The organism is Mesorhizobium sp. M1252 (genome assembly GCF_040318265.1).
Lineage (GTDB): Bacteria > Pseudomonadota > Alphaproteobacteria > Rhizobiales > Rhizobiaceae > Mesorhizobium.
This window is the reverse complement of sequence record NZ_JAMYLX010000005.1, coordinates 148,910-171,213: the sequence shown is the minus strand read 5'-3', so window position 1 is coordinate 171,213 and position 22,304 is coordinate 148,910. Positions and strand designations below refer to the sequence as shown.

Annotated in this window: 22 protein-coding genes; 5 read left to right on the top strand and 17 right to left on the bottom strand. The window is 61.8% G+C overall.

Going from position 1 to position 22,304, the window contains the following annotated elements; translation table 11 throughout:
• Positions 1-777: 777 nt before the first annotated feature.
• Together NKH22_RS12535 and NKH22_RS12530 are read left to right on the top strand one after the other, a co-directional pair.
• A complete protein-coding gene (locus tag NKH22_RS12535) occupies positions 778-1,437 on the top strand; it encodes a L,D-transpeptidase (RefSeq protein WP_023682764.1) in 660 nt (219 codons plus the stop codon).
• A 10-nt stretch (positions 1,438-1,447) separates the two neighbouring features.
• Positions 1,448-1,960 (top strand): OmpA family protein, encoded by a 513-nt coding sequence (locus NKH22_RS12530; protein ID WP_023667764.1) that lies wholly within the window; start codon positions 1,448-1,450, stop codon positions 1,958-1,960.
• Positions 1,961-2,266: 306 nt separating this feature from the next.
• Here the strand turns inward: NKH22_RS12530 and NKH22_RS12525 are convergent, their stop codons facing one another.
• Genes NKH22_RS12525 through NKH22_RS12510 form a run of 4 tightly spaced genes read right to left on the bottom strand, consistent with a single transcriptional unit; the run spans position 2,267 to position 5,245 of the window.
• Positions 2,267-3,136 (bottom strand): SDR family oxidoreductase, encoded by an 870-nt coding sequence (locus tag NKH22_RS12525; protein ID WP_352909662.1) that lies wholly within the window; start codon positions 3,134-3,136, stop codon positions 2,267-2,269.
• Between the two features lies 1 nt (position 3,137).
• Complete coding sequence (locus tag NKH22_RS12520; protein WP_023695159.1) at positions 3,138-3,302, bottom strand: hypothetical protein; 165 nt, start codon at positions 3,300-3,302, stop codon at positions 3,138-3,140.
• A 23-nt stretch (positions 3,303-3,325) separates the two neighbouring features.
• Entirely contained in the window at positions 3,326-5,092 is a 1,767-nt protein-coding gene (locus tag NKH22_RS12515; protein ID WP_023820871.1) for a thiamine pyrophosphate-dependent enzyme, read from the bottom strand.
• Positions 5,093-5,101: 9 nt separating this feature from the next.
• A complete protein-coding gene (locus NKH22_RS12510) occupies positions 5,102-5,245 on the bottom strand; it encodes a hypothetical protein (RefSeq protein WP_023751762.1) in 144 nt (47 codons plus the stop codon).
• Between the two features lie 54 nt (positions 5,246-5,299).
• Between NKH22_RS12510 and NKH22_RS12505 the strand changes: the two genes are divergently transcribed.
• Positions 5,300-5,452 (top strand): hypothetical protein, encoded by a 153-nt coding sequence (locus NKH22_RS12505; protein WP_023820870.1) that lies wholly within the window; start codon positions 5,300-5,302, stop codon positions 5,450-5,452.
• Positions 5,453-5,728: 276 nt separating this feature from the next.
• Here NKH22_RS12505 and NKH22_RS12500 read toward each other — a convergent pair whose 3' ends face one another.
• The 5 genes from NKH22_RS12500 to NKH22_RS12480 form a co-directional block, all read right to left on the bottom strand.
• Complete coding sequence (locus tag NKH22_RS12500) at positions 5,729-5,974, bottom strand: hypothetical protein (RefSeq protein WP_023707235.1); 246 nt, start codon at positions 5,972-5,974, stop codon at positions 5,729-5,731.
• 13 nt (positions 5,975-5,987) lie between these two features.
• The gene (locus tag NKH22_RS12495; RefSeq protein WP_023686879.1) at positions 5,988-6,203 is read right to left on the bottom strand and encodes a hypothetical protein; all 216 of its coding nucleotides are present in this window, start codon (positions 6,201-6,203) and stop codon (positions 5,988-5,990) included.
• A gap of 180 nt (positions 6,204-6,383) precedes the next feature.
• Positions 6,384-7,511 (bottom strand): NAD(P)/FAD-dependent oxidoreductase, encoded by a 1,128-nt coding sequence (locus NKH22_RS12490; protein ID WP_023710086.1) that lies wholly within the window; start codon positions 7,509-7,511, stop codon positions 6,384-6,386.
• A 60-nt stretch (positions 7,512-7,571) separates the two neighbouring features.
• Positions 7,572-9,113 (bottom strand): amino acid ABC transporter permease/ATP-binding protein, encoded by a 1,542-nt coding sequence (locus NKH22_RS12485; protein ID WP_027050201.1) that lies wholly within the window; start codon positions 9,111-9,113, stop codon positions 7,572-7,574.
• 94 nt (positions 9,114-9,207) lie between these two features.
• Entirely contained in the window at positions 9,208-10,050 is an 843-nt protein-coding gene (locus NKH22_RS12480) for an ABC transporter substrate-binding protein (protein ID WP_023825904.1), read from the bottom strand.
• Positions 10,051-10,263: 213 nt separating this feature from the next.
• Between NKH22_RS12480 and NKH22_RS12475 the strand changes: the two genes are divergently transcribed.
• A complete protein-coding gene (locus tag NKH22_RS12475) occupies positions 10,264-11,358 on the top strand; it encodes a LacI family DNA-binding transcriptional regulator (RefSeq protein WP_023667753.1) in 1,095 nt (364 codons plus the stop codon).
• Positions 11,359-11,535: 177 nt separating this feature from the next.
• On the opposite strand, the gene NKH22_RS12470 is transcribed toward NKH22_RS12475, so the two are convergent.
• The 8 genes from NKH22_RS12470 to NKH22_RS12435 form a co-directional block, all read right to left on the bottom strand.
• On the bottom strand, positions 11,536-12,954 hold the full coding sequence (locus NKH22_RS12470; RefSeq protein ID WP_352909659.1) for an NAD(P)/FAD-dependent oxidoreductase: 1,419 nt from the start codon (positions 12,952-12,954) through the stop codon (positions 11,536-11,538).
• On the bottom strand, positions 12,951-13,814 hold the full coding sequence (locus tag NKH22_RS12465; protein WP_023695150.1) for a PfkB family carbohydrate kinase: 864 nt from the start codon (positions 13,812-13,814) through the stop codon (positions 12,951-12,953). Before NKH22_RS12465 ends, NKH22_RS12470 begins: the two co-directional genes overlap by 4 nt.
• Complete coding sequence (locus NKH22_RS12460; RefSeq protein ID WP_023686872.1) at positions 13,811-14,665, bottom strand: sugar phosphate isomerase/epimerase family protein; 855 nt, start codon at positions 14,663-14,665, stop codon at positions 13,811-13,813. The genes NKH22_RS12465 and NKH22_RS12460 overlap by 4 nt, the downstream gene beginning before the upstream one ends.
• Positions 14,666-14,686: 21 nt before the next feature.
• Complete coding sequence (locus NKH22_RS12455; protein ID WP_352909657.1) at positions 14,687-15,547, bottom strand: carbohydrate ABC transporter permease; 861 nt, start codon at positions 15,545-15,547, stop codon at positions 14,687-14,689.
• Positions 15,544-16,503, bottom strand: a complete 960-nt coding sequence (locus NKH22_RS12450) for a carbohydrate ABC transporter permease (RefSeq protein WP_023682778.1) — start codon at positions 16,501-16,503, stop codon at positions 15,544-15,546. Before NKH22_RS12450 ends, NKH22_RS12455 begins: the two co-directional genes overlap by 4 nt.
• Before the next feature lie 11 nt (positions 16,504-16,514).
• Entirely contained in the window at positions 16,515-17,837 is a 1,323-nt protein-coding gene (locus tag NKH22_RS12445; RefSeq protein ID WP_352909656.1) for an ABC transporter substrate-binding protein, read from the bottom strand.
• A 28-nt stretch (positions 17,838-17,865) separates the two neighbouring features.
• Positions 17,866-18,879 (bottom strand): SIS domain-containing protein, encoded by a 1,014-nt coding sequence (locus NKH22_RS12440; protein ID WP_023753932.1) that lies wholly within the window; start codon positions 18,877-18,879, stop codon positions 17,866-17,868.
• Positions 18,880-19,052: 173 nt separating this feature from the next.
• The gene (locus NKH22_RS12435) at positions 19,053-20,075 is read right to left on the bottom strand and encodes a LacI family DNA-binding transcriptional regulator (RefSeq protein WP_023753931.1); all 1,023 of its coding nucleotides are present in this window, start codon (positions 20,073-20,075) and stop codon (positions 19,053-19,055) included.
• 1,012 nt (positions 20,076-21,087) lie between these two features.
• Between NKH22_RS12435 and NKH22_RS12430 the strand changes: the two genes are divergently transcribed.
• Entirely contained in the window at positions 21,088-22,167 is a 1,080-nt protein-coding gene (locus NKH22_RS12430; protein ID WP_023667744.1) for a LacI family DNA-binding transcriptional regulator, read from the top strand.
• The last annotated feature ends 137 nt before the right edge of the window (positions 22,168-22,304 follow it).

The following is a 22,304-nucleotide window of genomic DNA, read 5'->3' as shown; positions in this document are numbered from 1 at the left end:
GGTTGAGATCCCGCCATCTTCACTGTCGAGAGGGTGGCGGGATCGCCTTCCGAGGAGCGAGCGCATATGAGGTAATAGATATTTGGCAGATGTACTCACGGCCATCCTGCTCGCTTCTTTTGTCTGCGCATGTTCATTCTTTTCGGGAAACCCCATCTCTCCAACAACACGCAACAACCGCGTTGCTACCCACGATTGATGCGATGACAACTGCATCAACAAAGCAAAGCCTCTTCGCCTAAGGTGCGATTGCCGCGGGCTTTTTCGACTTGAAGGTCGTCCAACGCGCCCGGTGGTCAGGCCATGGCGTTCAGCGGGAGCCAGGTAGACTCATCGCGAAAATCCCGCAGCGAGGCATGTCGCAAGTCCTCCTCGCCGCGTGCGGATACTGGAATCCGCCTGGCTCGTTGTGACAGGCATGCGAAGATGAGTGTCGGCGCATGGACGCGGAAAAACCCGCCAGCGTGAGCCAGCGGGCCTTGTGATGGGATGGCCCGCGCGTGCGGTCAAGGCTGCGCGGGCCGACCATGATGAATGAGGGGACATCTTGGTCACCGGCACGACCGATGAAGAACGAGCCGGGTGTGACAAAACACCCTTGGAGCGAGGATGTTCCCGTCCGCACAAAAAAGCCCGCCGGCGTGAGCCGGCGGGCAGCCGCTATTTTGCCGTCAAGCGGACAGACCGCTTGCGGCCCACCCACTGCAGCATTTTCCACTTTGAGCCGGAATCATTCTCAACTATGGTTCGCCAGGCTTAAGGCATGGGGGATTGCCGATGGTTTTATCACGCAGGGGTGTCGTGCTCGGCGGTCTGGCGCTGGTCGCGGTCGGTGGAACCAGCAATATTGTTCAAGCCGCGGGGGCAAAATCCTTTTTCGCCGGTACCGCCAGCGATAACGATTTCGTCTATCGCAAGACCAACTTCGCCAAGATCGACAAGAGATGGCATCGCCAGATCGTCAAGTATTTCAGCAGCGAGCCGGTCGGCACCGTCGTGGTCGATACCCGCCACCACTTCCTCTACCTCATCATGGAAAACAAGACTGCCATCCGCTACGGCGTCGGCGTCGGCAAGGAAGGCTTCAAATGGTACGGCCGCGCGACGATCGATCGCCGCGCGCTGTGGCCGCAATGGGTCCCGCCCCCCGAAATGCGTGAGCGCAAACCGGACCTGCCGCCCATGATCGCAGGCGGCGCGTCCAACAATCCGCTCGGGCCGCGCGCGCTCTATCTGTACCGCGACGGCGCCGACATCGGCTACCGCCTGCATGGCACGCTGGAGCCATGGAGCATCGGCACCGACGCTTCCAGCGGCTGCATCCGCATGTTCCCCGAAGACATCATCGACCTCTACCAGCGGTGCCCGATCGGCACCGCGGTGGAGGTCCTGCCGCACATCGCCGACCAGGCGCCCGCTTCCACCACTGTCGAATGATTGGCGCATCATGAACCGCATGATTGAAAACACGCGCCGGCTGCTCGCCGCCGGCCTGCTGGTTGTGGCCACATCCTGCTCGACCAGCAACACGCTGGCCCCGTCGACGCCCGACGTCACCAACGCCGAGATTGCCGGCTTCCAGAACGTGCAGCCGGGCAGCGAGGAGGATTTTATCCTCAATGTCGGCCGCCGCACCTACTTCACGAAAGGTTCGGCCGCGCTCGATTCTGTCGCCAAGGCCACCCTCGACACCCAGATCGCCTGGTTGACAAAGCATCCGCGCTGGCTGCTCAAGCTGCAGGGTTTCGCCGACGATCCCGGCGCAAGCGAAACGGCGCTGTCACAGCAGCGCGCCGATGCGGTGATGGACTACCTCGCCGCCGGCGGCATAGACCGGAACCGCATGTGGGCCAAGGGCTACGGCAAGGACAGGCTGGTCCGCGACTGCCCCGACTCCGCCTGCAGGTCGCAGAACCGCCGCGTTGTGTCTAATTTGCGCGATGAGAGGGACGAGTCGTAGAGGCTGCTGTTTTGCTGGTCGCCAAATCAGTCTCACAACGCGACGGCGGCATGGCTGCAATGCGCCTATCGGGGACATTCACCCAGCGTTTGCCCCTCCCCGAAAGCTGACGCTCCGGTTGAACCCGGAGTGAAGTCAGCTTCCCGTCTACCAACCTCCGGTTCAGGGTCTGGTGGGAGGCTTCGGCATCCGCCTCGACCAGTTTGCGGACGTGGCGGTTGTCCGCGATCCTGATCGCGCATGAGCCTCGCCACATGTCGGTGTGCTACCGGGAGTGGGCGCCGTGGAGCTGGCAGGTACGCTCGCTCAAAGCATCGGCCGTCCACCGGTGACCTCGTAGAGTGCGCCGGTGGTGTAGCTCGATCCTTCCGAGGCAAGCAGCACATAGGTCGCTGCAAGCTCTGCCGGTTGCCCGGGACGCTTGAGCGGTGTGTTCTTCCCGAACTCCTTGACCTTCTCAGAGGGCATTGTCGACGGGATCAGCGGCGTCCAAATCGGCCCGGGAGCGACCGCGTTTACCCGAATGCCGCGTTCAGCTACCAGTCCTGCAAGTCCGGCGGTGAAGTTGGCGATCGCTCCTTTGGTAGTGGCGTAGGCAAGCAGTGCCGGCGAGGGACTGGTCGCGTTGATTGAGGATGTGTTGATGATGGTCGAGCCGGGTTCCATGTGCTTCACTGCTTCCTGGGACAGATAGAACATCGCATAGACATTGGTGCGAAAGGTGAGATCCCATTCCTCCGCGCTGATGTCCTCCAGCTTCTCGAACGACGCCTGGTGGGCTGCATTGTTGACGAGGATGTCCAGGCGCCCGCATTTATCGATAGCTCGCTGCACAAGCGACCGCGCGAAGATTTCGTCCGAGATGTCGCCGCGTGCGAGCACCGCCTTGCGCCCCGCTTCCTCGACCAAGCGCGCCGTCTCCTGCGCATCTTCGTCCTCTTCAAGATAGGAGATCATGACGTCGGCGCCTTCGCGTGCAAACGCGATAGCCACCGCCCGGCCGATGCCCGAGTCCGCGCCGGTGATCAGCGCGACGCGGTCCATCAGCTTACCGCTGCCGCGATAGCTCTCCTCTCCGTGGTCGGGCCGTGGATCCATCTCGTCGGTGTAGCCGGGCATGTCCTGCTGCTGTTCGGGAAGCGGCGGCCGAGGATATTTCTGCTGGGCATCCTGCATGTCAGCTCCTTTTTTGGCTGGAGTTGCGGTTGTGTCGATCCGGTTCCGTGATCGGTCCCTTGGCGGCTTTCGAGCCACCGCCCCATTCCTCGGCCTTGCACGCTTGGTCGCCGCCCATGAGGTCCGGCGAACTGCGATTTGCGGTGCCGCTGTCGGTCTTGTTCAACTCGTGCTCCTTCTTGCGTGTCGTCAGTCTTTCTCGCCGGCGGTAATCATCGACCTCAGCGGCTCTTGCGCCACATTCGCCTCGATTTCCGCGCGTCCGGGAGTGTCCGGTAGCGCCTTGCGGAAATTTTTCGCATAATCCGGTGGCATCTTCGGTGGCATCATCGGTTCGTACGGGTCGACCACGGCCTCGATGACCACCGGACCCTCAGCAGCCAGGGCAGCGTCGAGAACACCTTCCACCTCCTCGGCGCGAGAGACGCTGTAACCAATGCCGCCCATGGCTTCGGCGGCCATGGCGAAGTCGATGGGCTGGAGTTCGCAGGCGAATTGCGGGTTGCCGAGGAACATCATCTGCTCCCAGGCGATCTGATTGAGCATGCCGTTCTTGAGCACGAGCACCTTGAGTGGGACCCGGTACCGAACTGCCGTCGAGAACTCGCCGAGTTGCATCGCGAGACCGCCGTCGCCGACGACCGCGAAGACCGGCCGGCCGGGAAAGGCCAGGCCCGCGGCGATCGCATAGGGCAGTCCGCATGCCATCGAGGCCAGCGCGCCCGAGACGCCGAAGGCCTGCCCGTCACGCAGCTCGATATGGCGGGCCGCCATCTCGGTGTTCTGGCCGGAATCGGCAACCAGGATCGCCTCATCGGGCAATCGTTTCCCAAATGCGCGTGTGACCACCTGGGGCTTGAGCGAAGCGGCGGCCTTTCGCTCCGACTGCGCCATCATCTCGCGCCAGCGTCGCATGCCCGCCTGCGCCTTCTCGAGGAAGCTGCGATCATCCTTGCGCTTCAGGCGCTTGTTCAGCAATCGCAGCGTCACGGCGGCATCGCCGGCAAGGCCGGCCTCAACGGGATAGCGCAGGCCGATGCGCTGCGGGTCGCGCTCGATCTGCACCCCGCGCGCCTGTCCCGGCTTCGGGTAGTATTCGATGTAGGGAAAGGTCGAGCCGACGACGAGCAGCGCGTCACATTCCTCCATGATTTCCTGCGACGGCAGCGTGCCGAGAATTCCGATGCCGCCAGTCGTCAGCGGGTGATCGTCGGGCAAGGCAGCCTTACCGAGCAAGGCCTTTGCGACGGGGGCACCAAGCAGCTCCGCCGTCTCTTCCAACTCGTGCCTGGCACCAAGCGCGCCCCGACCGGCGAGGATCGCGACCTTCGTCGCGCCGTTCAGGATCTCGGCGGCTTTCGCAAGTTGTTCTTCGTCGGGAAGCCTGCTTCCTTCGAACCAACGATCCGGCGTATGCGACGGTTTGTTGCGCTTCGAGCGCTTGGCTTGGTCGAGCGTGTGCTCCTGCACATCGCTGGCGATCGACAGATGCGCAACGCCGCGACGTGCCAGCGCCGACCTGCAGGCGAGACCGGCCAGGCTTTCCATATGCGCCGCGTCGGAGACCTGCGCGTTGAAGACGGCGACATCGCTGAAGACGCGCGTCAAGTCGACATCCTGCTGGGTGAAGGTCTCGATGAGGTCGTGGAACTGCATGCCGGTAATGGCGAGCACCGGCGCTTGGTCGAGCTTGGCATCGTAGAGTCCAGTCAGGAGGTGTGTGCCGCCAGGGCCGGAAGTTGCGAGGCAGACACCGAGCTTGCCTGTCCATTTTGAGTAGGCGCACGCCATGAACGCCGCGGATTCCTCGTGCCGCACCTGAATGAAGCGGATGCGGTCCTGCCGCCTGCGCAGCGCCTCCATGATGCCATTGATGCCGTCGCCCGGCAGGCCAAAGATGATATCGACGTTCCAGTCGATCAGCGTCTCGATGAGGATGTCCGCGGCGGTCGCCATGTCTCAGTCCTACCGCGATGCGGATCCCGCCGCCTGGCTGCTCTTGTTCGCGGTCTTGTCAGTCTTACGCTGGTCCTTGTCGCCGCCGCGATTGCCGCCATGCAACTCGTCGGAAGATTGAGCGGTCTTGCCGTCTTCCAAATTAGTGGCCATGCGCAAAGCTCCCTTCATCCGGCCTGCCTAACCAGAAAGTCGGTGAGATGTTCCGTGCCCGAAGGCAAGGCCGCCTATTCAGGTGCCGAAGGCAAACGGTCAGTACCACCCGATGAGGCGCTGTTCGGCAGTCAGCGGCTGAACAGGCGAGGTGCGATCGAACAGACGAAGGCATCGAACTGCTGCGAGGCCGAGGATTGCATGTAGTGGCCGAGGCTGTCTGATCGCCAAAAGCTCTCGCGGCAGAGCTGGCCGATGTTCAGGTCGCGTTCTATAGCCAGAGCGCAACGCCGCCCGGACCATCCCCATAGGCGAACTCCTCGCACCCCTCGTCGACGATTTCTCGCGCGGGATTCCGCCTCAGTGGCGAAAGGACTCGTTCGTCGCGCACACCGCGGCGGGCGATGTGCGCCTCGACCATGCGGTGCCTGGCGGGCCGGTAGTCTGGCATGGCTCCTCGATAGCTTTAAAAAGACGGCAGGCTTAGTCGTCCTGCCTGCGCTTGTGGTGCTCGCTCTCCTGGTTTTCGCCGCGGATCATCTGGCGATCGTCCTTGTCGGTCAATTCCACGCCCTCGTCGCGTAGATTGGCGCCGTCTTGCCGCGCCTCGCGCTCCTGCTTGGATGTCTTCAGCTCATCCTCGGCATTGAAATCGTCGCCGGCATTGCTGGAGTTCTCGCGCTTTTCGATGATGCGCAGCTGCTGCTCGTGGGTCTTCCGGCCGGCCATGGCAAGGTGCCTCCTACTTGTTCGTGCGTCCGGTCTGGTCAGGGTTGATGCCGCCCTGAGGCGTGACGTCGTTCTCGACATCGCCTTCGAACGTATTGTCCCCATCGAGAGCATCGCTCTCGTCGAGCATATCGCCGCCCTTGACCGCGCCCTTCGAGGTGCCGATTCCCGGGTTGTCTCGCAGATCCTTGTCCGTGGGCTGTTTAGTCTTGGGGTGTTGGTTGGTCATGGAATTTCTCAGCGCTGGTTGAGCTTGGACGAAAGACGGTCCTGGCGCTGTCCAACTTCAACGTGGAGAAAATGTTCCGGTGTCAGGTTCGGTGCGCGTAAGCGGCCAGGCGGCCGCCGTCTCGGCTAGCGAAACTCCAGGCATGCCACATTACATCCCATTCCGAGGCGAATTGGCGGGCTAAAGTGAAAATCGAGACGGTCGAAAGCTTGCAAGGAGTGGGTGCTCTGTTCCGGTGGCGATCTCGGTTGCAAGCAGTTCGCCGGCAATCAAGCCAAGTGTTGCGCCGCTGTGGCTGAAGGCGACGTAATACCCCTCGATCTCCCGCAACTGGCCGAAGACCGGCTCGCCGTCTCCGGGGATTGGCTTGGGCCCGACACCGTAGCTCTCCAATTCCAATTTCGGATGACCGTCGAGAACATTCGACGCTTCGTCGAGAAGCCCCTGGATGGTCGATGCTTTTACGCGATAAGTCCCGTCCGGATTGACTACCACCTCTTCTTCCGACCAGGCAGAATCGAGCGCGAGGGCGCCATCAGGCGTCGGCCGGATGGCGACGCGCGGCGTGTTGAGCACGGCGCGTAGCGGCAAGTCGACTGGCTTGGTCCTGACCAGCAGCGCGATCGGTGTCCCATCGGCAATACGCTGACCGGCCACGGCGACCATTCGCGGCACATCCGCACCGGTCGCCAGAAGCACCGCGTTGGCGGCGAAGCTGATCCCGCTGGTGGTGGTGACGCCGGTGGCGCGGCCGTTGGCGACGGTGACGGTAGCGCGTCCGGCCTCGGTGACCACCTGGCCGCCCCGCTCCACGAATTCCGCGATCAATATTTCGATCAGCGACGGCAGGTCGACCCAGCCCTCGCCCGGGTTGAAGATCGCGCCTTGAGGCGTGACAGCGCTTGCGCAGACACCCGGCGCGACCAACCTTATGGCGTCCGCGGACAGATGCTGCGCATCATAGCCGAGACGTTTTTCGTGAGCGAAGACATCGGCGATCTCGTTTGAGGCATCGTCCGCATCCCACGTCAGGCCACCGTCGAAACGCAGCCAGGCGGCATCCGGGCATCGCGCCGACAAACTGCGGTAGCGGTCGATACCGATCATGCGCAGGCGATGATATTCAGCCGAGCGCCTGCGCGCCGAATTGATCCAGGCGAGCGAGCGGCCGGAAGCTCCCTTGGCGAGCGGTCCATCATTGACCAGCACGGTCTCGATGCCGAGCCTTGCAAGATGAACGGCCGAGGAGACGCCAAAAATGCCGCCGCCGACAACAACGACCTTGGAAACCTGATGTGATGCAGCCATGAGATATCTTTCACTGGTGGAGGTTGGTTTGGGCGGCCGTCTTGAAGGGCTCATGCGTGATCAAAGCACTTCGGCAAGGAAGTGCTTCAGACGTGGGCTTTTCGGCGTGTCGAAAATCGCTGCAGGCGTGCCGGCCTCGATGATGCGGCCTTCATCCATGAAGACGACCTGATCGGCGACCTTGCGGGCGAAGCCCATTTCATGTGTCACCACGACCATTGTCATGCCGCGCCGGCCGAGATCCGCCATGAGGTTGAGCACGCCCTTCACCAGTTCGGGATCGAGTGCGCTTGTTACCTCATCGAACAAGATGACCTCCGGGTCCATCGCCAATGCACGAGCGATTGCCACACGCTGCTGCTGGCCACCGGAAAGGCTCCCTGGACGATGGTGTTTGCGGGTCGCAAGCCCGACGTCGGCAAGGCGCGCCTCGGCGATGCGCTCAGCTTCCTGTACAGGGAGCCCCTTTACCTTGGTCAGCGACAGCATGACGTTTTCGAGCGCGGTGTGGTCGGGAAACAGATTGAACTGCTGGAAAACCATCCCGACACGCCGGCGCAGTTTTTCAGGCCTCATCGCCAGGATGCTCGCACCATCGAGCAACACCTCACCGCCCTTGGGCTCGACCAGGCGGTTGAGGCAGCGCAGCAGGGTCGACTTGCCCGAACCTGATGGGCCGATCACGCATGTGACCGTGCCAGGCTTGACTGCCAGGCTGACGCCTTTGAGAACATCGAGGTCGCCATAGGCCATGTCGAGATCGGTGATGGCGAGACTGCCGCCCTTGAAGCGGGGCAGCGCTGAGCGGGCATCAGAGCCGGCCTCCGAAGGTGCACTGCCGGTGGCGCCCTCCAGTTCGCTCACTTCGGCCAGGCCGCTGATGACGAGGCCGGCCTTTTGCTTTCCGACCCGCAGCGAGTTGTCGATGTAGTTGACCACATGGGTCAACGGCACGGTGATGACGAGATAGAACACGCCGGCCAGAAGCAATGGCGACAGGTTTCCGGTGACCACTGCCTGGTCCTGACCGACACGGAAAATCTCGCGCTCCGAGGCGAGCAGACCGAGGAAGTAGACAAGGCTTGAATCCTTGACGTTGCCGATGAACTGGTTGACGAGGGCCGGCAAGACGCGGCGGATGCCTTGCGGGATCACGATCAGGCGCATGCCTTGGCCGTAACTCATGCTGAGCGCCCTGCAGGCCTCCATCTGCCCGCGCTCGACGCTCTGGATGCCCGAGCGGAAGATTTCGCCGATATAGGCGCCGGCGATCAGGCTCAGCGCAAGAATGCCGAGCGGAAAGGGCGAAGGGCCGAAGATTTCACGGCCGATGCGGGCAAAGCCCTGGCCTATCAGCAGGATGGTGACGATCGCCGGCAGCCCACGGAATATATCCGTGTAGACCCGCGCCGGAATGCGCAGCCAGCGCGATTGCGAGATGCCCATGACGGCCAGGATCATGCCGAGGATGACACCCAGCACCGTCGACGCGGCGGCGAGGATCAACGTGTTCTTCAATCCGATGGTGATCATGCTGGGCAGCACGTCCGCCATGGCCTGCCAGTCGAGGAAACTGCGCCGCAGGTTTTCGAGCCAGTTCATTCGCCCCCCTTTCGGTTGCGCTATTCACATCGTCCGCATCAAGGACGGCGGCGTAATCCGGCCGCCGGCATGAGAGCCAGCGGCCGGGTACGGTCTACTTCTTGGGAAGATACTGGTCGGGCATCGGCGAGCCGGGGAACCACTTTTCATAAAGCGTTTTCCAGGTGCCGTCCTGCATGGCCGCGTGAAGGGCGGTGTTCAGCGCATTGCGGAGCTTGTCGTTGCCCTTGCGCAGGACGAAGCCGGCCGGCGCGTCAAAGGAAGGAATATTGACCGCGATCTTCAGGTTCGGATAGCGAACGCCATAGTCCTTGGCAGCCTCGTAATCGAGGAAGTGGGCATCCACGGTTCCGTTGTTAAGCGCCGAAACGGCGGAGTTGTTGTCGGGGAATTTGACGAGATCGGTTCCGACAAAATTCTTCGCCGCGTAGATTTCCTGGAGCGTGCCTTGCACGACGCCGAGACGTTTGCCCTTGAGCCCGTCCGCCGACGTGATCGCCTTGTCGGCGGTAAGCACGGAGAGATAGCCTGCGATATACCCGTCGGAAAAGTCGACGGTCTTCTTGCGTGCTTCCGTCGTGCCGATTGCCGCGACCGCGACATCGAAGCGCTCGTTTGCAACCGAAGGCATAAGCGCCGAGAATTCCTGGCCGGTGAAGATCACCTGGTCGGGCTTGAATCCAAGGCGGCTCGCCACGTTGCGGAACAATTCGATGTCGAAGCCGGTGAACGACCCATCGGCCTGGGTGAAAGCGTAGGGTTTGGCATCGCCCATGGTTCCGACGCTGATGACCTTCGCATCAATGAGGCCATAGGGATTGTCATCCGCGGCGGCCGCTCCTGAAACCAGCCCGGCGCCGACGCACATCGCCATAAGAGCCATTGCGCCGGTTCTGACCGGGCACATCAACGACTTGAGAATTTCTTTGCTGCTCATGTCTTTCTCCACTCTGAAGGTCTGTTCTTCTTGGTATTTGCGTCGAGCCGCCATCTGGCGCGCCGACATGCCCTTGCCGAAATCACGGTCCGTCACGCCTCTCGGCTCCACTCCTTTTAAAGAGACCGGTCTCATATTGCGTGAGACCGGTCTCTTTGTTAATCGTTATCGCCACGTTGACCTGCCGTCAACAACTCTTGTAGTCGTCATCCGATGAAAAGAACCGCCCCCAAGACCCCGTCGATAACGGTCAGCGACGTCGCCCGCGCGGCCAATGTTTCGAAAGCGACAGCCGCGCGCGTGCTCGGCGGATACGGCGTCGTCAGCGACATGATCCGCGCGGAAGTCATGGCCGCGGCCAAGGCCTTGGACTATCGTGCGAACGAGCTCGCCCGCAGCATGACGACCGGCCGCTCCGGCATCATCGGCGTGGTTGTCGGCGACATCGAGAACCCGTTCTTCAGCCTCGCGGTACGCGGCATCAGCGACGCGGCAAAGGCAGCCGGGTTCAACGTCATCCTGGCCAATTCCGGCGAGAAGATCGAGGCGGAAAAGGCGGCCGTGAAACTGCTCATCGGCAAGCGCGTCGACGGGCTGATCGTCACGCCGTCGGAATCGCGCGACATCGCGCACCTGCGCGATATCCACCGCTCGGGCCGACCGCTTGCCCTGCTGGATAGGGCGCTGGCAGATCTGGATGTCGATACGGTCACGACCGACGATCGCGGCATCGCCATGCTGGCGACCCGCTTTCTAGCCGATGCCGGCCACCGCAACATCGCCTATGTGACCGCGGTCGACGCCGAAGGGCACGAGTACCGCGATCTCGGGCAGATCTACACCTCGTCGGTCCGTGAGCGCATCGACGGTTTCCTCACCGTGTGCCGAGAGGCCGGACTTGATCGGCCAGAACGCTTTGTTCGCCTTGGCGCGACAAGCCCCACCGAAACGCGCAGGGTTGCCGGCGAGATGCTGTCGGCGCCGGATCGGCCGACGGCGATCCTCGCCTCCGACAGCGTCATTGCGCTGGAGATCTTCAAGGTGACCCGCGAGCGCGGCCTGCGGGTTCCCGACGACATTTCGCTCATCACTTTCCATGATGCGGACTGGACGAGCGTCACCACGCCGCCCATCACTGTTATCGACCAGCCCGTCTACGCGCTTGGCAAGAGCGTCGCGGAATTGCTCATCCGGCGATTGAAGGGAGATTCCCGCCCGGCGGAAAGGCTCGTTTTGCCGACCGCCATCATTGCACGCGGATCCGTTGGCCCGCCCTCGGATGGAAAGCCGCAAGTGCGCCAAGCATAGGCCTGGCGGCGGTACGGCCCACATGAATACGTTAGAACAAGGTCGACGCACTCCGCTTTAAGAATGTACGTCGATCAACCCAGCAAACACCCTGATCGCAATGCCGCGTCCACCGTCATCGGGACGGCACGTGCCGGCTCATGGTTTGAAGAGCGTGACGATGAGCCAGATGCCCGGCTACTTCTTGCGCCTGCCTGGCTTCAGGGCCGCCAAAAGACTGCTGATCCTGCCGGCCTTGCGGTTGCGGATCTCGGCCTCGTTCTTGCGGCGCACCGCGGCGCGGACAAGCTTGGCGCCGAGATAACGCAAAGGCTCGGGCGGCAGCGACATGCGCCGCTCGATGCCGACCAGACCACTTTCGCTCCAGCGATCCTTTCGCTCGAGCACCAGGCTCGCCAGAATGCGTCCGGCTATCGGCGTCTGCGCGATGCCGGTGCCGTTAAATCCCATGCCGTAGAAGATATTGGGATGATCGCGCAGGTGGTCGAAGACAGGAACGTGTTCAGGCACGCAGTCGATCGGCCCCGACCAGTCATATTCGATCGCCACACCGCGCAGCGAGGGGTAGACCCGATGCAGCTCTCGCATATTGTCGCGACCGTGCTCCGGGCTGCGGTTGAAGCTGGCGCCGAAATTTCCACTGAAGGCGACGTTGCCGCTGCCACGACCGAAGACCACCCTGCCCCCGATGGTGCGCTGGTAGTAGAGCACCTGGGCCTGGGAATCGCAGATCGAGGCACCGTCGCGCCAACCGATGCTGTCGAGCAGTTCGGGAACGGCGGCAGTGGCAATCACCTCGCTGCCGACGACATAAAGATGTCGCCGCAGTTCCGGCAGCGCGGAAAGCCAGGCGTTGGCGGCAAGCACGATTTTGTCAGCCCGTACCGCGCCATGCGCCGTGCGCACCGTGCATGTCATGCCGGGTTCGATGGCGAGGACCGGGCTGCGCTCATGGATGATGACGCCGCGTGCCAGTGCCAGCTTGCGCAATCCGATGGCAAGTTTGGCGGGATGGACCGTGCCGGCAGTGGTCTCGACGACGCCGACATAGGAGGCCGATGAACCGGTGCGGCGTTGAATGTCCTCGGCTGTCAGCGGGCTGAAACGGTTTTCTCCAACAGCTGCCGTCAAGGCCACGGCGGTCTCCCAGGCGCCTTCCTGCGCAATGGAGCTTGCTGTCCACAACCATCCGTCCAGCCTCAGGTCCATGTCTATGGTGCCGTTTTGCTGCAGCGTCTTCAGCTCCGCGATCGATGCCACCGTGTCGGCGCACAGCAGGCGCGCTTCCTCGAGACCGACGACCGCACTGATCTGGTCGATTTCGGCGAACCATGAATGGACCTGACCGCCGTTGCGCCCCGAGGCCCCCGATCCGCACAGATCGGCTTCAAGGATCACCACCCGCGTTTGCGGCGCAAGTTCAAGGATCCGCAGCGCCGTCCACAGACCGGTATAGCCGCCACCGACGATCACCACGTCGGCGCGCTCGTCGCCTCGCAATGGCTCGGTCGCAGGGGCGGCGGCAATGTCCTGCAGCCAAAACGACCGGTCAGATGCAAGCGCGACCGCAGGCTGCCGCAAACGAATTGTACTCACGCTTGGGCTCCCTGCGCATCGACAATGAAGCTGGCATATTTGGCTGGCAGCCAATCGGGTATCGGACGCGGTCTCTGGGGAAACCCGCCAAGATGGGTGCAGGTCTGCGCCGCCGCGATCGACGCCCTGTGCAATGCCTCCAGGGCGCCGAGGCCGCCGAAATGGAAGCCGGCGAGGAAAGTGGCAATGAAACTGTCGCCGGCGCCACACGTATCCACGACATCGACAAGCGTCGCCGGCGCATGCACGACATTCGTGCCATCGTCGAAGTAGGAGCCGCGTCGACCACAGGTCAAAACTACCTGCCTTGCGCCGGCCGCCCTGAGCGCGCCCAGCGATGGCTCGATGGGAACATCGACATCGTCCGGTCCGGACGCAAACAAAAGCGGGACACCGTCGAGCGGCAGCGCCATATGGGCGGTCGATAGATCGATGCTGAACGGCACATGGTCCGCCACCAATCGTTGAACAAGGTGCTTGTTGGCGTTGGTGCCGAGATGCACCCAGTCGGCCGCGGCGATGACCGCATAATGCGCGGGCGCCGGCATGTAGTTTTCGCCCACACCGAAGGATTCGTGCAGGAACTTCCGGTCGCCGGATTCATCGCGCAGCAAGGTGACGGCCGTATCGCCGGGACGCCGTTCGACGTCGTCCGGAGATAGGCCGGCACCTTGCAGTTCGGCAAGCACCACGTCGCCTTCGGGATCGTTCCCGACGGCGCCGAAATAGCGCGCGGACCAGCCGTTGCGCCGCCATTGCGCCGCGACATTCAAGGCATTGCCGCCCACCGTCATCAAGTTGTTGGTCAAATAGGCATCAAGGCAATTGTCCCCGACCGCGATAAGCTTTTTCGACCTCATGCCGGCACCGTTGCGCGATCGATATACGGCGCGATGGCGCCAAGGCAGCGTGTCCAGGCTTTTACCGGATCGAGCGCGTAGGAGCCGTTGCCGAACGGCTCGAAGGTGAACTTACCGGCATAGCCGAGGCGCGCGAGTTCGCTGACATAGTGGTCGAGCGGCAGCGTGCCCTCCCCCCACACCAGATGCCCGCCTGGCGTGCCGTCGACCAGATGAACATGCGCCAGCCGCGAGCCGAACAGGTCGACATAGCCGGCCACGGTGTCGCCGGCCGTGGCCATGGCGACAGTGTCGAGCACGATATCGATATTGCCGGCGCCCACCTCATCCAGCATTTGGCGCAGGCCTGCCGCATTATTGACGAGGTTGCTCTCGAACCGCTGCAACGGCTCGAGCAGGCAGCGCACCCCGTTTGCGGCGGCGCGCCGGGCGATCTCGCCGATCGAACCGACCGCGCGGTCCCATGCCGGTTGCCGGGGTTCGCTCTCGTAGCCCCGGCCGGGCGTCAGGAAGAGATAGCGGGCGCCAAGCGCCGCGCAGATGTCGGCTGCACGCCAAAACCGCTCGATGCTGTCCTGGCGCAGTGCGGCGTCGCCGGAGGCAATGTTGATTGGATACAACACCTGCTCAGGCGTAAAGCACCAGGCCGACAGCTCGTTGTCGGCGAGTACCCGGCGAACGGATTCGACACGTGCGTCCGTGGCGTGGAACAGGTCCAGATGCTGGGCAATCCCCCACAGCTCGATCTCGCGCAGGCCAAAGCCTCGGATCGTCCTGGCGACCTCATCGAAGGGGAAGTGCTGGAAGCTGAAATTGGCTCCGATCAGCTGATGAGCAGCGAGCTGCGGCATGAAGGCTCCTTTCGGGAATTGTTATTTGCCGATGCCTTCGGCCAAGCCACGGATGAAGTAGCGTTGCGCGCCAAAGAACACGATCACGATAGGCAGCGCCGAGATCGTCATGGCCGCGAACACCACGGCATAGTTGGTCCCGTGGGTTGCCATGATCGACGTCAGTCCGACCGGCAGCGTCTGCACATCCGAGCCGCTCGTGAAGATCATGGCGAAGAGATATTCGTTCCAGGCGAACAGGACGTGCAGGATGACGCAGGAAATGATGATCGGCCGGCACAGCGGCAAGGTGATGCGCCAGAAGATCTGACCCTCGCTGGCGCCATCCATCGTCGCCGCCTCGTCGATGTCTTCAGGCAGATCCAGCATGTAGGCGCGGATGAGGAAGGTGGTGAACGGCACACGCAACGCCGTGTAGAGAATGATCAGCGCCCAGTAGGTGTTGTAGAGACCGAGCGCCTGCAACATCTTCACCAGTGGAATGATCGCCACCGTGGGGCTCAGCATCAAGCCGCCCAGAACGATGGCGATAACCAGCGGCTTTGCCGGCATCTTGGTGCGGGTCAGGCCGAAAGCCGTCCAGGCGCTGATCAGCACGGTGCATATGGCCGAAGCGACGGTCACCAGCACCGAGACTGTCACGTAGCCACGCACGCCCTGGTTCCACGCTTGCACGTAATTGTTCCACGACCAATGGGTGGGCAGGGCGAAGGGATCGCCGAAGATCTGCGCATTGTCCTTGAAGCCGCTCAGCGCCATCCAGATCAGCGGATAGATGACGACGACACCAAGGCAGACCAGGAATGAATAGAGCAACGTCCTGGCGATGACCGACCACACATTGACGTGCCGGCTGCGACCGGCTGCGACCATCGCACTCATAGCTGCACCCGGCGGCGCTTGGTGTACCAGAGCTGTGCCGCACCTGTGAGCATGGTCAACATGAAGATGACGGCGGCGATCGCCGCGCCATAGCCGAAATTGTCCTCGATGAAGGCCTTCTGGTAGAGCCACGTGCCCAGCACCTGGCTGCTGTTGTTGGGCCCGCCTGCGGTCATCACCATGACCTCGTTGAACACCTGGAACGCGCCCGTGATGGTGACGATGATCATCAACCCCGTCATTTCCCGGGTCAGCGGAAAGGTGATGCTCCACAGGCGGCGAAGAGGACCCGCGCCGTCGATCGTTGCGGCATCGTAGAGGTCGCGCGGGATCTTCTGGATGGCGATGGCGAACAGCAGCGTCGAATAGCCAAAACCCTGCCATTGGCTCATGGCGATGATGGCATAGATGGCGGTGTGCTCATTGCCGAGCCAAGGCATGACGAGCTGGCTCAGTCCAACACGGCTGAGCGCGGCATCCAGCAAGCCGATCTGCGGCTGGTAGATGAAATAAAACAGCAGGCCGGTCACCGTGATCGAGATTGCCGACGGCACGAAATAGACGGCGCGCCACAGCCGGCGCCAGCTTTCGCTTTTCAGGTCCTCGATAATGGCCGCCAGCAGGAACGCGCCGAAGACCTGGAAGATGACGGAGATGAGAGCGTAGAGGCAGTTGTTCCACAGCGCCAGCAGCACGACCGGGTCATGCAGCAGCCGGTCGTAGTTGGCGAGGCCGACATTGGTGACCTCGCCGGTGTAGATGTCCTGGTCGGTGGTGCTGACGATGAAATTGTCGACGATCGGATAATAGACGAACCAGCCGATGAGGATGAGCGCGATCGCCGCCCATCGCAACGACAACAGGTTGGCGAAGCAGGCCCGCCGGCTCTTTGGCCGTTGCGGCCTGGCGACGCCGATGTCGGCGCCGCTGTCCACTGTGTCCGAGGCCCTTGCCATGCTCGCCTGCTTTATTTGGCCGCGGATGCGGCTTTGCGCACCTCGTCCATCACTTGCTCGGGCGTCATCGAGCCGCCCGCCAGCGCCTGCAGGCTGGACAGCCAGACGGCGGCGACGCGCGGTGGGTTGGCCGTATCCAGCCAGGGCATGAGGTATGAGGCGGCGTTGATATCCTTGAGGCCATCGACCACAGCCGCGCTCATGTTCGATTCCGAGGCGCCGCCGATGGTGGCGCTCGGCTGGCCATAGGGTGGCGCAGACAAGACCTGCGCATTTTCCTTCGAGGTCACGAACTTCATGAAATCGATCGCCAGCGGGATGTTCTTCGATGCCGCATTGATCATGTAGCCCTCCGGCGCGCCCTCGATCGACCTGGCGTCACCCTTGGCGCCGGCGGGCACCGGCAGCCGGAAGAATCCGAAATCGGCGGGCTTTAACGCCGACTCCGGCGTGGCGGCCTGATCGAACTCGATGATTTCCTGGTAGTACATGGCCGACTGGGCGTTGGTGAAGGCCTGGAGAGCCGAGGCATAGGATGTGCCGTTGACGCCGGCGCCATCGGTGCAGCGCTCGACAAGCTGGCTGAACTGCTTGAGTGCTGCGACATAGCCTGGATCGCTGTATTGGGCGGTGGCCGGATCGAAGTCGCGTTCCAGCGTTCCCTGCGGCACGTTGTAGGCGAGCAGCTGGCCTGCAAAGTGGATCGCCGGCCAAGCCTCCTTGTTGCCGAAGGAGATCGGTGTCACGCCGGATTTGCGGATGGCGTCGCAGCTGGTCAGCAAGTCCTCGAAAGTGGCGGGTGCCTTGAGGCTGAGCTTGGCGAAGATCTGCTTGTTGTAGCCCATGAACTTGGCATCCTGGTAAAGCGGAATGCCATAGAACTTGCCGTTGTACTGGAACGCCTTGACGGCGGCTGGAGACAGCGACTTGCCCCACTCGGTATCGGCAGCAATGACGGGCGTGAGATCAACGGCGCGATTGCCGCGCACGAAATTGCCACCCCAGCTGCCTGTCCAGGAGAAATAGATATCGGGCAGCGAGTTGGAAGCGACCAGCGTCTTGGTCTTGCCCTTCACGCTGTCGTCGCTCTCCTGGATAAGTTCGACCTTCACATCCGGATGGAGCTTCTCATAGGCCTGTGCCAGGTTGACGAAATAGGGCGACAGCTGTTGCAGCCCGAACTTGGTCAGGACCGAAAGCGTGCCGGTGTATTCCACCTTGGCGTTTGGGTCGGCCGTGACAGCCGGCGAAGCGGCGGAACTGCCGCTTATCGACAACCCCAATGATGATACCGCGGCCACCGTGACCGCCACGACTTGCAGCGAACGTTTCATGGATAGCTCCTTCAGAGGTAAGAGGGGATCAATATTCCACGCGTTTGTAGTAGCGACGGGTGGTCAGCGGGTGGTTGCGCAGCACCTCGAGATGGGCGCTCAGCCGCTCGAGCAAGGTGGCGAGCAGAACCGGCGAGATCATGCCGCGGACCTTTGCGGAGATGCCCGGCAACTTGACCGAGGCCGCGTCCAGCGTGCGAACGCGGTCCGTGTAGCGCCTGGCGAAGTTCTCGACCCGGTCGGCCAGGGGCCGAAGGGCATCTTCGCCCTTGAACACGAAAACGCTGACGCCCGGCTCGACCAACTCGAGCGTACCGTGGAAGAAGTCGGCGGCGTGCACCGGGCGGGTGCGAATCCACTGCATCTCTTCGAGGATGCACATGCCGTAATAGTGTGCCTCCGGCCACACCGAGCCGGCGCCGGTGAAGATGTGATAGGTATCGTCCTTGATTGTATGGGCCAGTTCGGCCGCCCTATCCTCAAAGGCAGCCTTGGCGTCGGCAAGCAGATCCGGCAGCAGTTTGAGTTCGGCGACAGTGCCATCAAAATCATCATATTCGCCGCGCTCTTCCAGCAGGGCCAGGACGATCAGCAGCGTCTGCAGGTAGAAGGATTCCGACGAGGTGTCGTCTTCGGCGAAGTTCGTGAAATTGTGGTCAGCCTCCCGTGCGATTGGCGTATCCGAATGGCCGGTGAGCGAAATCGTGCGCACACCACGTTTTTTCAGAAAGGCCATGAGCTCGACGCCTTCCTTGGTCGTGCCCGACAAGGACGGGATGACCACCACGTCCTTGCTGTCGAGACCGGCGGGCGGATCGATCACGACCTGCGCCGGATAGGCACCGCTCACCGGGAAGGTAGAACAGCGCTGCGCCAACTCGATCGCGGGCAAGGTTAGAAGCTGCACGCCGCCGGTGCCCATGAAAAACAGCCGCTCGACGCCATCTGCCAGCAGTGTGCGCATGAGTGAGCGAACCTCACCTGCGACGGCGACGGCCCCGCTTTGGATCTTCACGAAGCGGTCCCTATCGAAGTTCAGCATGACGTTTTCCTTGTATTTCGCATGTGACAGGCCTCTAGCCCGCCTTAGGCGTCGGTGGGCCGTCTAGCTCGTTTTTCCGATGTGAGATCGATCTCACAAGCAATAATGGGCACGCAATTTCGCCAATGGCAAGTCCTTTAGACGAAATTCTCCGAAATCGAGGGGTTTGCTCTTTAGCGCACAGCGCGCCGGGCAACCGATCCGCGTACGATCAAGCGGGTCTGAAATCGGGTACGGCGCGGTGCAACCTTTTTGCCGGCAAGCCGCTCCAGCAGATATCTGGCGGCGAGCGGTCCGATCTCGGAGATGGGTTGCGCCACGACCGTTATCTGCGGATCGGTGAACGTGGCGAGGTTGAAGTCATCGAAGCCAACCACCGACACATCATGCGGAATCGAGAGCCCCATTGAACGCAGGCCAAGAAGCGCGCCTTGCGTCATGAGGCTGTCCACCGTGAACAGTGCGGTCGGGCGATTGCGCCGGCTGAACAGGCGGATCGTGGCTTCGATGGCGTGCTCGACGGTCGAGCGCGATACGCCGATGAGCGCTTCATCGATTGCGATCCCATGCGAGTGGAGCGAGTTTTGGTAGCCAGCCAAGCGTTCCTGTGCCGTAAAGATGCGTGACTCGTCGCGCAAAAGACCGATCCGGTGGTGACCGTTGCCAACCAGATAGTCCACTGCCTCGCGTGCCCCGCCCTCGTTGTCGACGACGACGCTGTCGCATTGCAGGTCCTTTACCACGCGGTCGATGAGCACGATCGGTGCGCCTTCGCGGGCCAGTTGCACGATATGGTGGCTGTCGGTTGCAGACGTTGGGGCAAGGATGAAGCCGCGAATGCTGAGCGAGCGAAGGCTCTCAAGCAGTTCTTTCTCCTGTTCTACATTCTCCTCGCTGCTGGCAATCAGAAGATTGTGGCGGTGCTTGCGCAGTTCCACCTCTATGTCGTGCGCGATTCGGGCGAAGAACGGATTCTGGATATCGCCGGGCACGAAGCCTATGATCGGCAATTGTCCGCTGCGCAGCGCCTGCGCGACGAGGTTGGCCCGATAGCCCAGCCTTTCGGCTGCCTCAACCACGCGGAGCGCCGTCTCGTCGCCAACGTAACCATAGCTGTTGAGCGCCCGGGCGGCCGTGGCGCGCGACACCTTAGCCGCTGCGGCAACGTCCTTTAGTGTGATTCCTTTCTGGGCCACAGGTAACCGTCCTTCTTGGATCTGAACATTGCGTCAGATCATCCTCGGCTCGTCTTGCCGGCATCGTTGTGCGGCATATCGGACGATTCTCAAACTGCGAACATAGCTTTCGCAACTCCTTGCCACCTAATCGAGATACGCGCGCTGTTTGGCTATCTGGAAATTTGATCCACGAATGCACCTACATGTTGTGCAGTCAGTTCATTGCCTTGCACTGCCAGCATACGGCAATGAGTTCACGCCATGGTCCAGGCGGCCTCCCTGGCATCGATCATAACACCGATGGAGACGACTAGCCTTGCCGCCAAACTCGTCCAGCGATTGGAGGCGAGCTTTCAAAAAGGTCGAGCCAGACGCTCAAGGCCCGCTGCACGGAGAGCCATAGGCTGGGAGACTCTGAGCAAATCGGGAATCTGAGTCGCTTGCTCTGAACCGTCGGCATCATGCTGCTAACCGGTTTTGATCCTCCGGGGCTCCGCATTGGCAATAGCGACGAAAATGCTGTCGAGCAGACCCTTGTCGCGGAAGGAACTTGCCAAGCAAGGGCACCTCGGCCAAGTACGCAAACAACGCCCGGAGACGAGGCGCATCCGGCAGCACCCTTTTGGGGCCAGATAGAGACTCAGAAACCCAAAGCTTTCATCTTCCCGCTATTAAAACGGAGGACTCGATCGTGACGCGTGCGCCCGACCATCGCCAACGGTGGGCTCCAAACTGATCGAAACTTCTCGTCGACCTTTGCAAGGTGATTGATCATCGGGGAGACCAAAGCCGAAACACTGGGGTTGGTGTCTCCAGTGACGCTGAACGAAGCTTCACGGAAAATCCCAAATCTGCCGATTTCCCTGGCGCTGTCATTGCAACGATCGAGACAATCAGGGAGACCGGACCGGAGGCACGAGAGGCCGCGTCCTTCCGTGGGGTCGCTCCTCCAAACCGTTTGACGCAATTTAGAGATGTTGCCTTGACCCCGCACTAGCGTCTACTGCATCTGCTAGTAGGAGCGTCACGAATGGCGAGAAAGTCTGTCCGACGCAAGTCAACGATTTATGACATCGCGGTGGCGGCAAAGTTGTCCCCGACAGCGGTTAGTCTCGTCCTCAATGGCTCGTGGCAACAGCACCGGATCAAGGCGGAAACCGCAGCGACCATCCTCGATTGGGCTGAGCGGCTTGGCTATGCTGTCAACCTCAAGGCACGAGGATTGCGGCTTTCCCGATCCGGGCTCGCTGGAATGATCTTGCCACATTACCGCAATCGCTTCTTCGCCGGATTGGCCGAAGCCTTTGAAGCGGAATCCCGCGTCCACCGCTTGTGCCCGATCGTCGTCAGCACCCATCGCAATCCTGATAACGAGTTGAGTGTGACGGAAACCCTGCTGGCCCAGCAGGTGGAATTTCTCTTCCTTGCGGGCGTTCGTGACCCCGATCCGCTGAATGATCTGTGCCGGGCAGCGGGCGTCCGGTGCATCAACATCGATCTGCCAGGCCGCCGGGCTCCCTCAGTTGTTTCTGACAACTACGGGGGCGCCAAGGCGCTCACAGAGATCATTGTTCAGAAATTGAAAGAACGAGGGGGCTCCACCGAAGATCTCTTCTTCTTTGGCGGGGTCAGCGATGATGACGCAACACGTAGCCGTTTGCTGGGTTTTCACGATGCGCTGGCAGCGCATGGGATTGTTACGGGCCCGGGCACGATTGACTGCTGCGGATACGCACCGACCAACGCTGCTCGGTCTCTCGCTGCACGATACGCTCAGCTTGGGCATCTGCCCTCAGGTATGTTCGTCAACGGCGTGACCGCTCTTGAAGGAACGTTGCGGTTCACTTCGACGCTAGCCTCAAGTGAGCTTGGACGGGTTGTTGTCGGAAGCTTCGACTGGGATCCATTCGCGGCGCATTTGCCCTTCGATGTGACCATGGTCCGACAGAATGTCGAGGTGATGATTGCTGAAGGATTTTCGCTTCTGGAGAATTATTCGATAGACCACTTTCCGCTGGTGACCGTACCGACCAGCTTTGGGCGAACCGGAGAGCATGACGGCGCCCAAGAAGATTGGGATTCGGCATCCAAATCGAGCATCGACCACTAGCAATTCTTTGTCACGAGACATCGTTGCAGAAGTTCAACTCCGTTCATCAGCACCTCGGATCTGGGTAGCACCGCCTCCACCCAAGGCTCGCGGGGGATCGCATGTCGTTTCTACGGGTGCAGCCTGAGTGCGAAAGG

Bases quoted from the DNA above. Each gene is read 5' to 3' on its own strand.
- NKH22_RS12535 (WP_023682764.1), top strand. From the start codon at position 778: ATGGTTTTATCACGCAGGGGTGTCGTGCTCGGCGGTCTGGCGCTGGTC.
- NKH22_RS12530 (WP_023667764.1), top strand. From the start codon at position 1,448: ATGAACCGCATGATTGAAAACACGCGCCGGCTGCTCGCCGCCGGCCTG.
- NKH22_RS12525 (WP_352909662.1), bottom strand. From the start codon at position 3,136: ATGCAGGATGCCCAGCAGAAATATCCTCGGCCGCCGCTTCCCGAACAG.
- NKH22_RS12515 (WP_023820871.1), bottom strand. From the start codon at position 5,092: ATGGCGACCGCCGCGGACATCCTCATCGAGACGCTGATCGACTGGAAC.
- NKH22_RS12510 (WP_023751762.1), bottom strand. From the start codon at position 5,245: ATGGCCACTAATTTGGAAGACGGCAAGACCGCTCAATCTTCCGACGAG.
- NKH22_RS12500 (WP_023707235.1), bottom strand. From the start codon at position 5,974: ATGGCCGGCCGGAAGACCCACGAGCAGCAGCTGCGCATCATCGAAAAG.
- NKH22_RS12495 (WP_023686879.1), bottom strand. From the start codon at position 6,203: ATGACCAACCAACACCCCAAGACTAAACAGCCCACGGACAAGGATCTG.
- NKH22_RS12490 (WP_023710086.1), bottom strand. From the start codon at position 7,511: ATGGCTGCATCACATCAGGTTTCCAAGGTCGTTGTTGTCGGCGGCGGC.
- NKH22_RS12485 (WP_027050201.1), bottom strand. From the start codon at position 9,113: ATGAACTGGCTCGAAAACCTGCGGCGCAGTTTCCTCGACTGGCAGGCC.
- NKH22_RS12480 (WP_023825904.1), bottom strand. From the start codon at position 10,050: ATGAGCAGCAAAGAAATTCTCAAGTCGTTGATGTGCCCGGTCAGAACC.
- NKH22_RS12475 (WP_023667753.1), top strand. From the start codon at position 10,264: ATGAAAAGAACCGCCCCCAAGACCCCGTCGATAACGGTCAGCGACGTC.
- NKH22_RS12465 (WP_023695150.1), bottom strand. From the start codon at position 13,814: ATGAGGTCGAAAAAGCTTATCGCGGTCGGGGACAATTGCCTTGATGCC.
- NKH22_RS12460 (WP_023686872.1), bottom strand. From the start codon at position 14,665: ATGCCGCAGCTCGCTGCTCATCAGCTGATCGGAGCCAATTTCAGCTTC.
- NKH22_RS12455 (WP_352909657.1), bottom strand. From the start codon at position 15,547: ATGAGTGCGATGGTCGCAGCCGGTCGCAGCCGGCACGTCAATGTGTGG.
- NKH22_RS12450 (WP_023682778.1), bottom strand. From the start codon at position 16,503: ATGGCAAGGGCCTCGGACACAGTGGACAGCGGCGCCGACATCGGCGTC.
- NKH22_RS12445 (WP_352909656.1), bottom strand. From the start codon at position 17,837: ATGAAACGTTCGCTGCAAGTCGTGGCGGTCACGGTGGCCGCGGTATCA.
- NKH22_RS12440 (WP_023753932.1), bottom strand. From the start codon at position 18,879: ATGCTGAACTTCGATAGGGACCGCTTCGTGAAGATCCAAAGCGGGGCC.
- NKH22_RS12430 (WP_023667744.1), top strand. From the start codon at position 21,088: ATGGCGAGAAAGTCTGTCCGACGCAAGTCAACGATTTATGACATCGCG.